Below are 13,828 nucleotides of genomic sequence, written 5' to 3'. Positions count from 1 at the left end.
GGAGATTACTATGAGCTATAAAATTGTATTCTTTGACGTGGACGGAACTCTTACTCATCACGAAAACGGGACTATTTCCACCAAAACTCGAGAGATTGTAAAAAGTTTAAAGCACAAAGGATTAAAAATCGTAGCCGCTACAGGAAGGCCTTTATCTCTCTGTGAAGAAATTAGAGAATTAGGTATAGATACGCTCATTACCGCGAACGGAGCGTTTACTGTACACGATGAAAAAGTTATTCATAAGCTGTCCATGGATAAGGACGTTGCGCGTGAAGTCTTTGAATACGCAGCCTCCCAAAATCACGGCCTTTCATTTTACACAAAAGAGCTCAGCATGAACGGAATCAAAGATGATAATATTTTAAAAGCCCTGAAGGAAACGCTATCGCTCAGTGATTATCCTCAAATTAATGAGCGTATTTATGACGAAGATATTTATTTAATGTGCTTGTATGCCAATGAGGAAACCGCCGAGCACTATGCACAACGATTTCCTCATTTACTATTTAAAAGATGGCACCCTTTTGTCGTAAGTGTGCTTCAAGAAGAAATCACAAAATCGGTAGCTATCCTGAAGGTCTTAGACTATTTTAACATCCATCAATCTGAGGCCATCGCATTTGGAGACGGAGAAAATGATATTGATATGATAGAATTAGCCGGCCTTGGAATTGCGATGGGCAACGGATCTGATAAGTTAAAAAACGCCGCTGATTTTGTAACGAAGAAATCGGGTGAAGACGGTATTGAATTTGCTCTAAAAAAATTCAAAGTCTTATAGAAAAGCAGCACGCTTGGATAAGTCATCTAAGCGTGCTGTTTTTTTATCTCCATAAATGCTTCAGGATGTAGCTCCTCCGATTGAATGACAATGGCAGTCATACCTTCTTCACTTCCCGACATATGCCATTCTCCTTTTTCCCACAGCGCCGCTTCTCCACGTTTAATCGAAATTCGCTTTTGGTCCTCTCCTGTTACCCATCCTTCACCTTGGACTACGATAAACAGCTGAGGTATAGGCGCTTCGTGATATCCTACCGTTCCTTCTCCTTCTATATACATATAACCGATCGTAGCTGCTTTATTTGTTTGTGTTATTTTTACATAAGTAGCTAAATGCGACTGATATTTTTCTATTTTTTTGCCCTGTTCTTTACTGCATGTATAGATTTTCAATGTGCACCTCTTCTTTGTTCATTACGATTTTTTATTTATTTTTACTCCGTTTAAGATACTCGGGCGGAGAAACAGACTCAACAAATAAAGCACCGTCTAGCTGGTCACGCGGTACAAATAAAGTTGGCATAGTACCACTTTCTAAAAAGATCGTTTTAGTAAATATCCATTTGTTGTCTGAGTTTTTTTCAAGCTGTGAGAAATCAGTAAATAAGGCCGGTGACTGCACTTGATGCATATAGTCCTCTAGACTTTTTTTCGGCGGCTTCTCTATTTTGTATGCCTGCCCTGTATCCGTATGTATTTCACCTTCATACATAAATAAGCCTAAGTAATAAGACTGTTTTTTTATTTCATTAGAGACAATTGCTCCTAGAGGTTCAAATCCCGTAAACGTTTTGTATTGTTTAAAGATATGAAGGTTATGGGCCCAAATAATAATTTTCTCGTCAGGATACAGATCTTGACAAACCCACTCTAGATTTTCTTTCATCCTTTTTTCTCTTACTTTTTTATACGTTCGGTGGTTATGGTGAATATGGTTAATAAAATACAAGCGATTTTGCAGGCATCGAATAATCATTTTAACCTTACATACAAGCTCTTGATTTTCAAGATACAAAACGTATTCTTCATGTAGATAGGCTTCTAAATCTCCTATCACCGCGCTTACTTTTTCTTTAAACTCTTCAAACTCACGTAGCATTTCTGCTGGGACTTTTTTTCTTCTCGCTTTATATTGCCCTAGCTGGTAGTACCATTTATATACGCCTGCCTCAATGTATTCGATCTTTTCTATCACGTCTTTAGACACTACGGGACTCAGCTGCTGAACAAATTTTACGAAAAGATCAGGATTAGAAGAAGGATTAATATCGATTCCTATTAAACTTAAATCTGATTTTTTCATCAGCTGAAACAAAGACAGATTTTCTTTTGTTGCCCATAAAGAATAAATCGCGTTTTTTAAAAAGTCTTCATCTGTAAACTCTTCCTTTAACTCATTAGCACTATGGCATTCCGCCAAGCCGCTTTCAAATGCCACTACGGTAAAATTCATTTCTTTATGTAGAAATTCTATTATTTTTGACTTCATCATATTATGTTCTCTTATGTTATGACCGTTTTCCCCTAACCACACAATTCTCTTATCTTTTACGATATGACGGAGAAATTCAAACTCTTGCAGCGTACATTCAGTTGGTTTGCTTAAATGGATTGAGTTTTCAGATAGCCATTCTATAGAGTTTAAATACTTCTCTTTTCCTCTAAAAAAAATTCCCATACACTATCCCCCTTTATCACATTACCTATTACTTCCATTTTACTAAAATACAGCTAACACTTCACTATTTATGTCCAGTAGCTGATCACTAGCAAAAAGACCTTATATATCTATAAGGTCCTAGCTTTCTAGAATCCTAGATTAAGCCCTTCTGAGCTTTCTCCAAACGTTCTTTAATTATTTTCTTAAACGCATGAGGATCATCTACGCGAATAGCTACCTGCTGGTATTTCTTTTTAATTCCCATAAAAAGCGTCGCCTCTACTGGAAACTTTAATGTTAGTAAGAGATCAGGGTGCACGGTTTCAAAATCACGTGCGATAAATTCAATCGTGGTGTTAGGTATTTTTTGTTCGAGGGTGTGAGTGTCTTCTATTATTTCTTCAATATCTTTAAAAGAGATTTCCATACGCTTAGCTATGCCAAACGAAACGTATATACGATCCTCTTCCACTCGTAAAGGGTTAAGCCTTAATGCTTGAATATCTCCTATAAAGAAAATAATGCTATAAATATTAAGGATTAGTAAAACGATTGAAAGAGTCATAGACGTGTTGTGCAGCAGCCAGTGAAGTCCTAATGTTTCAATGACAATTGCATGAATAATCATAATTTGAAACGTGATAAAACTTGAGCGTTTATACAGAGTAAACGTATTCTCTTCAGTACTCGGCTGCTTCTTCCACGTTCCAAACGCATAGTAAAACATCAGCATTTCTGAACACAGTACGTGTATAAACGGTTGTTTGGAGAACTTTTCGTTTACAGCCCGTGAAAAGGAAAATAACAGCGGTAAAGAGCTTGATTTGATCCTTCTTAAGATAGGCGGTACGTTTTTGACTAGCATAAATAGCAGTGAAAGTTCAAATAAAATGAGTACTCCTTCTATGCCAGCTCCTAGCCACATAACCGACTGAAAAGAAGCCAAGTATTCACTTGGAATGATAAAACGCGCAGCAATAAGGCCTGTAGCCATTAATACAATAAAGTATTTTAGACTGAACTTACGCTGCCAAGCTAGAAATAAGAGCGGAGCCACAAGGCTTAAGTCTAAAATAGAACCTGCTACTACTCCGTTGAAATCAGCAGGCAACGACTGAAGTCCAAAAGAAGAATGATATAACACATAATTCGAGCTTATCACTAATAACAACAAGAAAAGAGCAACAAAGGACACTGTTTTTTTATGAAGAACCAAACAACCCACCTCACTTTTAGTTGGTGAAACACAGAAATTCCTGTTACTTCCATTTTACCAATGGAGTTGATTTAAGTCACTTTGTAGCGTGACATTGTGTTATAAAATCATTTTAAAGATATCAACTTTTTTATCGTTATTATCTAAACCTTTTCGAACAAGATTCCATCCTCTGCTTTGGTAGTAGTCAGATGCGGTTTCGGTTTTTAAATAAAGCTCTTGATAACCTAAGTTCTTAGCTACTTTTAATACTTCTATTATTAGACTTTGACCTACGCCCCTACTGCGATATTGGGGCTTTATGTACAAGGAAGCAAGCCAAGGTTTGTATACATCTTGTGTTTTTAAGTCGTTTTCAAAAATTGATACGGTCCCTAAGCACTCCTCTCCTTCTAACGCAATAAGTGTAAGAGGAAAACCATCTTTTTTCGTCTGCGAAAAGAAGATGAGAGTTTCTTCAAAAGTCATTTCGCTACTTGTGTTTTCCACAAACTCTTTATAAATCATAGAGGCGACTTCTTCAATATAGGCAGGGTGGTTAGACAAGAAATCTATTACCATGTTTCTTCCTCCTTTCTACACTTATTTGAAAGCGGGATGAAGCTAGCTAATAGTTACTCATTCATATTTCTTCTCATAAACAGATCAATTTTTTTAATAAGAAATGCTTTCTATAAGATGTCTATTTTTAATTATAACTTCATACAAATAATTTACAATGTAAAAAGAGTTTGACATTTATGGAACTGATGCTACAATAATAAATGTAAAATACTTTTTACATTTATTATAAGGAGGAGTAAGAATGGATTGGGTTAAAATTGTGTATTCATTCATCCTGTTAGTTTGCGGAATTTTGATTTTTGTTTCATCATCTTCTCGAAAAGGTGATGAAAGAAAGAAGTTTATCAGTACGAAGGCTCAATCATACGCATTTGTGGTAGTTATAGGTATGCTGATTTTAGAAGTTATAGAGTCCATTTACCGGACTTTTCAAGGGAAAAGTTCTTATGATGGCATTGGCATTTCGCCATTAATATTTCTAACAATGATTTCAGTTATATATTTGATAACGTTTCTTACCTACAGAAAAAAATACGGTGATTAAATGAAAGCTCACAAGTAAGAAATAAAGAAATTGAACTCATATTTTCTGGTGAAACGATAAATATAACCTCACTTTATAATTAGCCTCTAGATGACATCGGACAGTAAATGAGCTTGTTATAAGTACTTTTATTAAAAAGTAATAACTAGACCTCCTACTGAGGTTTTTTTTATGCACTCTTAAAATAAAACATCTCCCTTAACTAAACTCAGGAGATGATATTATAAACGGTGAGTTCATTAGCGTTTTCTCACTCTCTATTCTGTTTCTCAAGTAAATCAATGATTCTATCATTTTGCTTAACGATTGTTTTTAGCTTTGCTTCTAATGAACACAAAGTAATAAAAACGGCTATAAATCCTATAACGCCATAAAACATAACGGCTTCTCCCTTGTTGCAAAATAATCAGCCATATACGTCCTACATCTCAAAAAAGCTATGTCTTTCCACTTTACACACTCTAAGCGAAAACGTTTGATACCATTCTGTTTTTCCTTTGTGCTGGGCTGCGCGGTGAGCTGAATGTTCTTTCCATATTTTGATTGATTCTAAGGAATCCCAGTATGAAACGGTAATGCCTAAATCTTGATCTCTGGCACTTTCTATTCCTAAAAAGCCTTTTTGTTTAGATGCAAGCTCCACCATTTTATCTGCCATTATTCCATAACCCTTCTCGCCTTCCGTTCTTTCAGAAGCAAAAATAACGGCATAATAAGGCGGTTCGGGGGTTTTAGCAATTCCACTCATATTGATTTCCTCCTTTAGACATCATATTAATAGTAAAAAAGTATAAGTACATAATTAGTTTTTCTATTACCTTTATCTTCTTTTAGCACTATTTTTATAAATTCCATTACAATACTTTTGGGACCGTCAATAATTTTGTGTAAATGGGAGTTTCCTTTTCTTATGAACGTTACCCACTAGTTTGCTTTAAACATCATTTGTAGTTCTGCGCGAGCTTGATCGAAACCAATATGACATCGTGTCGCAAAGCGCTGATTATACTGGTCAAACTGAGAAACGAGGAAGCGTTCAAGTGACTCTTCATTAGGGAATTGTTCCTTACGTTTACTATATTTCTTGATTTGTTTATTAAACGACTCAATGAGATTAGTAGAATAAATACTACGCCAAATAGACTTAGGAAAGCTATAAAACGTGAACAAATAAGAGTTATTCAGCAATGGCTTTGTCACTTTTGGATACTTTGACTTCCACTTTTCAATAAACGAATGCAGGGCCTGTTGGCCCATTTCAAGGCTTTCTGCGCGGTACACAGATTTAAAGTCTTCACAGATTTCAGCTCGATCGGATACACGAACTTTATGAGCAATCGTACGCGAAAGATGGACGCAGCATGTTTGATAAGAAGAGGCTGGATAGACAGAAAAAACACTGTCCGAGATGCCTTTTAACCCGTCGGAAATAAACAACAGAATCTCCTCTACGCCACGAGATTTGATGTCTTCTAAAAGTTCTTTCCATACAAAGGCGGATTCGTTAGGAGCGATTGTATAGCCAAGTACTTCTTTTGAACCGTCTTCGCGAATGCCAACGGCAATATAGACAGCTTCTTTTGACACCGTATCTCGTTTCAAGGCAATGTACGTAGCATCTAAATAAACGCACGCATAACGTGCGCACAAGGTTCGATCACGGAAGGCTTCTACCTGTTCAGACATCACCTTTGTCATATTTGAAATGGTTTGAGGCGTGTAGTGATGACCATACATGCGCTCCATTAAATGGGCAATTTCAGCTGTCGTTACACCCTTTTGAAACATATGGATGACAAACGCTTCAAGCGTATCATTGGCTCTTTTATAAGGAGCCACCGTCTGTTGCTTAAAATCGCCATTCCGATCACGAGGAATAACGAGATGAAGCTCTCCAAACTCTGTGTGTAGCGTCCGTTCGTACGAACCATTTCGTGAATTCCCTGTATTAAATCCAATACGATCATATTTTTCATAGTCTAAGAAAGCTGTCAATTCGCTCGCTAAGAGCGTATTAACGGCATTTTCTAAGTGAGAACGGAAAATTTTCGTTACATCTTCTTTTTGGACTAGAGCTTGAACAAGATCTGTTGTAAACTGATTCATAGGAAGACCTTCTTTCTTTGAATTGGTTGTGGTGACTTAATTCTACAAGAAAAGGTCTTCCTTTTTGTATTTATTCATTTACACAAGATATTTTACGCTCTCATACTTTTTTAAGTTTACCTATACAAAATGTAACATTTAATAGTATATAAAGATAAATATTCCATTTATATGATATAGTCTTTATAAGTAAGTAAGTAATAAACAAATAGAAATGGAGTTTCCACATGAGGAACATAAGCAAGATAACAACAGGTACCATTACAATAGCTTTGGCGCTTGGATTAATGGGGTGCAGTCACACAACTTCAAACAATGAGAGCATAGATGGAAGCGAGGCAAAAAAAGAGCTGGCCATAGAGCTGAAATTTCTGCAAAACGAGTCCGAACGCTTAATTAATAATGACGGAAAGATAGAAGATAAAACGTTTCAAAGCTACAAAAATGATTTTAACCTGCTGTCTGCGTCTATTAATAGTACGTCAAAAGTAGAAACACAAAGTGATAGCGAGCTAAAAAAAAGCATAGCCCACTTAGCAAAAGACGTAGATACTTTAACAGAAAAAGAGTATGTAACATCCTATAAAAAATTCAATTCAAGCAAGACGATCTATGAAGTTACGCTCATGAACAATATGCATGACGTTATAGATGCAACAAAAACTTCGGAAGAAAGCAGTAACGTGTTAGACTCATTTGATGATCAACACTTTCATTCTTCCGAAGCACAAATAAAAAAAGATATGGGGCCTGCGATTAATCATATCAACACCGCATCTAAATATAAAATAGAGCTCATGCAAGACGAAATCCAAAAGCATCGCGACAGTTATACAAAGCTCCAGCTCGAACAATTAAAAAAAGCCACTCATAATTTTGATTTGTCTCTTAACGATCAAATTAAATCAATTCAATCCTATAAACCTATAAGTGGAGATTATAATATAAGCAGAAACTTTCGCTATGATTCCTATGATAAATATACAAATGCCTGTGTGTACATTACTGACTTTGAATCTAATTTAGGAATTGCCAAGGCCGGTGATTTTTAAAAAAAGGCTCTCTATAAAGTACTTTTAGAGAGCCTTTTTGCTGTATTCATTACAAACGCGATTGCTTTATTTCTAGCGTTCTATAAATATTTTCTTCTCATGAGCCAGATAAAGCATCGCGTACATCCTAGGAATATCGAGGTTATATTTCACAAATAATAACCAAAATAAGGGTTTTAAGAGAGCTTTATAGCTCATTTATCGCGTAAGGAAACCTTATTGTTTGATACATCAACTAATAAAGAGTAAAGTTTTTCTATAATAAAGGTTAAAAGCGAAAGGATGAGTAAGATGTTTAAAGACGGTTATGTAAAAGTAAATGATGTAAATCTTCATTATGTAACAAAAGGTGAAGGCGAGCTTATGCTGTTTTTACACGGATTCCCTTACTTTTGGTACACGTGGCACCATCAGTTAGAAGAGTTTTCGAAAGATTATCGCGTGGTAGCTGTAGATATGCGAGGCTATAACTTATCAGATAAGCCAGAAGAAATTTCTTCTTACAGCATGCCCCTTCTAATGGAAGATGTAAAGCAACTAATTGAAGCATTTGGTGAAAAAGAGTGTGTGCTAGTGGCGCATGATTGGGGCGGCGCTGTAGCATGGGCATTTGCTTATACATATCCGCAGTATGTCAAAAAGTTAGTGATGTTTGATGCACCGCACCCTTACACATTTATAAGAGAGCTTGCTGAAAATCCTGCTCAACGAGAAGCAAGCAGCTATATGAGCTTTTTCCAAAAGCCAAACTCTCAGGATGAGCTACTCGCGAATCATAGTGAAAAATTAAGAAACATGCTGACGGAGCCTGGCATCAAAAAAGGCTATTTAACAAAAGAAGAAGAAGCTAAATACGTAGAGGCGTGGAACCAGCCGAATGCAATGAAATCCATGCTTAACTACTACCGTGCGTCTTCCCTTTATCCGTTTGAAGAGCGCGTTCATAAACCTGTAGCACTGCCGCATAAAGTATTCGAATCTCCAACTTTAATTGTATGGGGAAATGCGGACGAAGCGTTTGAAAATAGTAATTTAGATGGAATTGAAGAGTACGTTCCAAACGTAACGATTCACCGCTTAGATGGTGTAGGACATGCTCCTCAACATGAGCAGCCAGAAAAGGTGAATGAATTTATGAGAGAGTTTTTAAGCAAATAAACGAGAGAAAGACTGCAGAATACGGTATACCGCCGTTTTGCAGTCTTTTTTTAAATGCTAAAAGCTAATTTCATCTATTTTTTACATGATTGGTTTATTTTTCAACGTTTTAACAAGTGTATACCGGGTATAAATTTTACTGTACAGATGCAGTCCCCCCAAAGGAACATGTACATTTCTTTCTTACTTACCCTTTTTGGAACTCTCTTTTTTGAGGGTTCTTTTTTTACGCATTTACTCTTTCCTTATCGGAAGAACAATCTTAAATAATGCCCCTCCCGTCTCTTTATTATCGACCGTGATGCTTCCTCCGTGGTTTTTCACAATGGAATGAGCAATATAAAGACCTAACCCTAAGTTTCCGTGGCCGCTTGTTCTTGATGCATCTTCTCTGTAAAACTTTTTAAACACCTGCTCTTTGTTCGATAACGCAAAGCCGGGACCCGTATCATGTATTTCAAAAATCACTTCGCCGTGATGAATGACGGTATTCCACCCTATTTCCCCTCGTTCAGGCGTGTAGCGAATACAGTTTGTAATAATATTATCTAATACTTGAGAAATACGCTGAGGATCTCCGTAAAATTGACTTGATGCTTCTGCTTCACTAACCGAAGGTAAAAAGGCAATCTCTTTTTTTTGACATAAAAGCTGAAACTCGTCTGCTTTCTCATGAACAAATGAGATTATATCGATTGGCTCTCTCTTTACGGTAAAGCCCGGATTTTCGATCACAGATACTTCTTGCAGCTGATTTAATAGCTGAATCGAACGCTGTGTATTTGTGTAGATCGTATGTAAATATCGATTAAGCCTCTCCGGGTCTCTTTTGCTTCCTTCTACTAAAATTTCCGTATGTCCATGAATAATCGTAAGAGGCGTTCGTAAATCATGCGCAATCGCAGCCGTCATATCTTTGCGGTCTTCTTCTAGCTGCCACTGTTTAGCTAACGATTGCTTTAATTCTTTTCGCATTTCTTCAAAGGCATGAAGCAGCTGACTTAATTCTTTGGCGTCTTGAGTGACGGACAGCGAAAAATCTAAATTATTATGCTGAATATTTTTAGCTGCGGTCATCAGCTCATTAAAAGGCCGTTCAATTTTTTTGCTAAATCGTCTTCCAAACAAATAAGCAAACAAATAAAAGTAAAGAAACGGGCTGGCTAGCGATACAAATGTGACAAGCGCAACGATCCATTTAATATTCGGATTAGCAGAAGCCATATTTAATTGATATCTTAGCGCAATCGCCCCGTTTACTTCGTCTTTTGAATTAAAAAGCGGATAAACTTTTATAATATATTTACCTGAGCGGATATTGGTATTGACCTGAGAGTAAAAATCCCGTTTATTTTTTATGTATGAAGTGGACATGGACCCATACACAATTTGCCCTTTTTTATTTATAATTTGATAATCCATTCCTTCTAGCGGAATCACCGCTTCTACTTGGTTTTTAGCATCTCTTGAAAGGAGCGCATCTTCTTTTTCTTTGACGAACTGAAGAATATCAGGAATTTGTTTTTCATAGTAATTTGCGGGATTCAGTGCTCCAGGCATAAGAAACCAGTTTACTGCAATCACAATGCCCCACGTTAAAAGCGTCGCAAGCAGGCTGTACAGTAAGATTAAATGAAACGATAACACAAACTGCGCTTTTAATGTTGCTCGGTTCATCCATTTTTTTATTTTACCCATTTGTAGCCAATGCCCCAAACGGTTGAGATGTAAGGCGTTTCGTCATATTTTAATAGTTTTGCTCTAATTTTCTTTACGTGTTCCGTAATCGTAGACGAATCTCCTTCCGCGTCATAGCCCCACACCTTTTCATACAGCTGCTCGCGTGTAAAAACCTGACCTGGATGAAGAGCGAGGAAATGAATGATCTCAAATTCTCTTGAAGTAAACGGAATTACTTCATTGCTATGTAAAATTTGATAGCCATTTAAATCAATGGTTAACTCTCCAAAGTGAAGCCTGTTATAGGAGTTACTGTTAATTCTCTGCTCTCGGCGCAGATGGGCGTAAATGCGGGCTTTTAGTTCTTTCATGCTAAAAGGCTTAACTAAGTAATCATCTCCACCCACTAATAGTCCTTTTACTCGGTCCTGCTCCGTTTGTTTAGCGCTTAGAAAGATAATGGGGCATGATATGCTTTTTCGGATCATTTCACAAAGTGCAAAGCCGTCCATGCCTGGCATCATCACATCCAGCACAATTAAGTCTGGATTTATTTTTAACTTTGTTAACGCTTCTTGCCCTTCGTAAGCAAACACCACCTCATATCCTTCATCTTGGAGCGCATCTTTCATAAATGAAATAATGTCTTTTTCGTCGTCCACTAGTAAAATTGTTTGCTTCATCTCCATCTCACCCTACCCATTCCTTCTTTTTCCATACGAATAGGTTTATTATAAGGCTAATAAGCAAAATTGGAAATAATAGGTTCACTAAAAATTCAGAGTTTGGCCTGCTTAATTCATGAAAAACAGAATCGGTTACGGAGAAAAAGAAGCTTAGTTTATCTGACACATACACACTTCCAATTAAAGCACCAATGGTTGCAACGTAAGATAAAATGGAATTAGGCATAAGAACACTCAGGATACTCCCGATACTAATAACCGCTATAAAGATGCAAAAACAAATGCCGTAAAATTTCAACGAATATAGTAACGCCCCTAAAGTCCCTAGCGTATGTCCGCCTAAAAATGTGGTTTCATTTACATGAGGCATAACCATTCTTCCAAGACATGTCCCCACTACCCACGTAATACAAAGAATAATAAAAACTAGTAAACATTGAACTGCCCACTTTACAAAAAACAGCTTCAAACGATGATGCGGCCGAATTAATACCATACGTAGCGCTCCGGACGTGTACTCGCCGTTAAAACTATCTGCCACAAACATAGGAATAACAATAAACGTAATCACAAACGATAGGTCTCGAAGAAGCAGTGGTGCTGAATTTAAAGAATCAATTTTTACGTCATGAGCCGCATCAAAAAATGAAATGCCTCCCCTTTGAAAGAAAAAGAACCAAATAAAAGCAAGTAATCCTATGTACACACCTAGTACCACTGCTGTCTTTTTCCGTTTAAACGTTCGCTCTAATTCACTGATAAAAAGTCCTGTCATCATGTCTTCTCTCCTTTTATAGAAACGATTCTTTTTTTCGAATAGCTACATATGTTAAACCGCCAAAAAATAAAATATAAAAACCTAAAACGCCGAAATTCCAGCCTACAAACTGCGGGTTTTCTGCCATCATGACTGTGATCCCCTGCCATTGAATCATCGGTACAGAAGTAAAGAAAAGCTGTCCAAAGAGCTCTTCACTCATCCACTGCTTAAATCCTGTTAATAAAGTCGGGTACGAAAACGAGATTAGTATAAAAGCAACCCCAATTCCAACAGCCGTAGTAGTCGTTTTACTAATAACAGAGATAAAAAACAGCACACAGCATATCGCAATCGTCGTTAAATAGGCATACCCATAGAATGCAAGATTATATACTAGCGCTTCTTTTATGTTGAAGACATGGCTGTGATAAAATACAAAGTAGCTTTGCGGATGTTCAAACATTAGAAAGCCTATCACATAGCTCATACAAAAATACGTGATAAAAAACAGTAAATTAAACAGCAAAATCACTGCGGCTTTTGCGAGGATAATTTCTTTAAACGAATACGATCGTATCATGACCATTCTCAGCTGTCCTGATCGGTACTCTTCAGTAACAACGAGTGTAATAAAAACTAAGAACATGGCATTAAAAACGGTAAATAACATTTCGGCTAAGCTCAGTACAGGAAAGTTTCCCGCAAACGTATACTGCGGTAAATCGACTGTGAGTGCTCCATTTTGTTTTTGGAGATAAGAAGAAGCAACTAACAGCACAACTGGTACTAATAAAAAAGTCAGCCACGCCACTTTTCGTTTCCAAAGTCTCTCCCACTCCGCTACTAGCAGCTCCTTCATTGCGACACCAGCTCTACAAACGCATCTTCAAGATTTTTACCGGATGCTAACTGATCTAAAGCGCCGTCCCACATTAGCTCTCCTTCTCTCATCACCACAATTTGATCACATACTCGCTGTAATTCATCCAGTAAATGACTAGAGATTAAAATCGTTTTGTTATAGTCACGTTTTAAGGTAAAAAGCAGCTCGCGCAGTTCACGTACGCCCATTGGATCTAAGCCGTTGGCTGGCTCATCTAGTATCAACAGGTCCGGGTCGCCTAGGAGCGCTTGAGCAATGCCGAGCCTTTGCTTCATTCCCAGAGAATACGTTCGAACTTTATCGTTTTCTCTGCCGGTTAATCCCACAATATCAAGCACTTCTTTTACTCTTTTCTGCCTTTCTTGCTTTGTTGAAAATGGATGCAGGCGAGCTAAATTTGTCAGGTTTTCTTTTCCCGTCATATAAGGAAAAAAGATGGGTGACTCTACAATCGCACCAACGCTTTGCAGTGCTTCTTTCCTTTGTGAAACAATAGGTTTATTAGTAATAAAAACTTCTCCCCCAGTTGGTTTAATCAACCCCGTCAATAAACGAATTAACGTTGTTTTACCAGCTCCGTTTGGCCCTAGCAGTCCGCATATTTCTCCTTCCTCAATTTGAAACGATACTTCTTTTACTAAGTGACGACGTCTCACTTTTTTTGAAACGCTTCTTACCTCTAAAATAATATTTTTCATCTTAAATCCCCCCTACACGTAGTATAGGAGGGATT

16 protein-coding genes are annotated in these 13,828 nt (G+C 37.2%); 4 read left to right on the top strand and 12 right to left on the bottom strand.

Features of this window, described 5'->3' with window-relative positions:
* The first annotated feature begins 10 nt into the window (after positions 1–10).
* The gene (locus tag ACWATA_RS07235; protein WP_473049710.1) at positions 11–784 is read left to right on the top strand and encodes a Cof-type HAD-IIB family hydrolase; all 774 of its coding nucleotides are present in this window, start codon (positions 11–13) and stop codon (positions 782–784) included.
* A gap of 26 nt (positions 785–810) precedes the next feature.
* On the opposite strand, the gene ACWATA_RS07230 is transcribed toward ACWATA_RS07235, so the two are convergent.
* The 4 genes from ACWATA_RS07230 to ACWATA_RS07215 form a co-directional block, all read right to left on the bottom strand.
* Positions 811–1,179 (bottom strand): cupin domain-containing protein, encoded by a 369-nt coding sequence (locus tag ACWATA_RS07230; protein ID WP_473049709.1) that lies wholly within the window; start codon positions 1,177–1,179, stop codon positions 811–813.
* A 31-nt stretch (positions 1,180–1,210) separates the two neighbouring features.
* Positions 1,211–2,464, bottom strand: a complete 1,254-nt coding sequence (locus tag ACWATA_RS07225; RefSeq protein WP_473049708.1) for an erythromycin esterase family protein — start codon at positions 2,462–2,464, stop codon at positions 1,211–1,213.
* A 136-nt stretch (positions 2,465–2,600) separates the two neighbouring features.
* The gene (locus ACWATA_RS07220) at positions 2,601–3,662 is read right to left on the bottom strand and encodes a beta-carotene 15,15'-monooxygenase (protein WP_473049707.1); all 1,062 of its coding nucleotides are present in this window, start codon (positions 3,660–3,662) and stop codon (positions 2,601–2,603) included.
* A 99-nt stretch (positions 3,663–3,761) separates the two neighbouring features.
* Positions 3,762–4,223: a GNAT family N-acetyltransferase gene (locus ACWATA_RS07215; protein WP_473049705.1), complete on the bottom strand. Its 462-nt coding sequence runs from the start codon at positions 4,221–4,223 to the stop codon at positions 3,762–3,764.
* A 244-nt stretch (positions 4,224–4,467) separates the two neighbouring features.
* Between ACWATA_RS07215 and ACWATA_RS07210 the strand changes: the two genes are divergently transcribed.
* Entirely contained in the window at positions 4,468–4,770 is a 303-nt protein-coding gene (locus ACWATA_RS07210; protein WP_028414656.1) for a hypothetical protein, read from the top strand.
* Between the two features lie 250 nt (positions 4,771–5,020).
* Here ACWATA_RS07210 and ACWATA_RS07205 read toward each other — a convergent pair whose 3' ends face one another.
* The 3 genes from ACWATA_RS07205 to ACWATA_RS07195 all read right to left on the bottom strand — a co-directional run bounded on the left by ACWATA_RS07205 (position 5,021) and on the right by ACWATA_RS07195 (position 6,876).
* Positions 5,021–5,149 carry a hypothetical protein gene (locus ACWATA_RS07205; RefSeq protein WP_255256928.1) on the bottom strand — a complete coding sequence of 43 codons (129 nt, stop codon included), beginning with the start codon at positions 5,147–5,149 and terminating at the stop codon, positions 5,021–5,023.
* Positions 5,150–5,191: 42 nt separating this feature from the next.
* A complete protein-coding gene (locus tag ACWATA_RS07200) occupies positions 5,192–5,518 on the bottom strand; it encodes an antibiotic biosynthesis monooxygenase family protein (protein WP_034268400.1) in 327 nt (108 codons plus the stop codon).
* Positions 5,519–5,694: 176 nt separating this feature from the next.
* Positions 5,695–6,876 (bottom strand): IS256-like element ISBame1 family transposase, encoded by a 1,182-nt coding sequence (locus ACWATA_RS07195; protein ID WP_048019288.1) that lies wholly within the window; start codon positions 6,874–6,876, stop codon positions 5,695–5,697.
* A gap of 227 nt (positions 6,877–7,103) precedes the next feature.
* On the opposite strand from ACWATA_RS07195, the gene ACWATA_RS07190 reads away from it, so the two are divergent.
* Together ACWATA_RS07190 and ACWATA_RS07185 are read left to right on the top strand one after the other, a co-directional pair.
* A complete protein-coding gene (locus tag ACWATA_RS07190) occupies positions 7,104–7,928 on the top strand; it encodes a hypothetical protein (RefSeq protein ID WP_473049703.1) in 825 nt (274 codons plus the stop codon).
* Positions 7,929–8,219: 291 nt separating this feature from the next.
* Complete coding sequence (locus ACWATA_RS07185) at positions 8,220–9,086, top strand: alpha/beta fold hydrolase (RefSeq protein WP_430077869.1); 867 nt, start codon at positions 8,220–8,222, stop codon at positions 9,084–9,086.
* 234 nt (positions 9,087–9,320) lie between these two features.
* Here ACWATA_RS07185 and ACWATA_RS07180 read toward each other — a convergent pair whose 3' ends face one another.
* Genes ACWATA_RS07180 through ACWATA_RS07160 form a run of 5 tightly spaced genes read right to left on the bottom strand, consistent with a single transcriptional unit; the run spans position 9,321 to position 13,793 of the window.
* Positions 9,321–10,784, bottom strand: a complete 1,464-nt coding sequence (locus ACWATA_RS07180; RefSeq protein WP_473049701.1) for a sensor histidine kinase — start codon at positions 10,782–10,784, stop codon at positions 9,321–9,323.
* On the bottom strand, positions 10,772–11,449 hold the full coding sequence (locus ACWATA_RS07175) for a response regulator transcription factor (RefSeq protein ID WP_033580353.1): 678 nt from the start codon (positions 11,447–11,449) through the stop codon (positions 10,772–10,774). Before ACWATA_RS07175 ends, ACWATA_RS07180 begins: the two co-directional genes overlap by 13 nt.
* Positions 11,450–11,456: 7 nt before the next feature.
* A complete protein-coding gene (locus ACWATA_RS07170; RefSeq protein ID WP_048019469.1) occupies positions 11,457–12,230 on the bottom strand; it encodes an ABC transporter permease in 774 nt (257 codons plus the stop codon).
* A 13-nt stretch (positions 12,231–12,243) separates the two neighbouring features.
* On the bottom strand, positions 12,244–13,071 hold the full coding sequence (locus ACWATA_RS07165; protein WP_325078091.1) for a DUF2705 family protein: 828 nt from the start codon (positions 13,069–13,071) through the stop codon (positions 12,244–12,246).
* Complete coding sequence (locus tag ACWATA_RS07160) at positions 13,068–13,793, bottom strand: ABC transporter ATP-binding protein (RefSeq protein ID WP_473049699.1); 726 nt, start codon at positions 13,791–13,793, stop codon at positions 13,068–13,070. The genes ACWATA_RS07165 and ACWATA_RS07160 overlap by 4 nt, the downstream gene beginning before the upstream one ends.
* Positions 13,794–13,828: the final 35 nt, after the last annotated feature.

It is taken from the genome of Priestia sp. USM5, assembly GCF_058323215.1.
The sequence above is the reverse complement of the archived record's forward strand: the minus strand, read 5'-3'. Positions and strand labels throughout refer to the sequence as shown.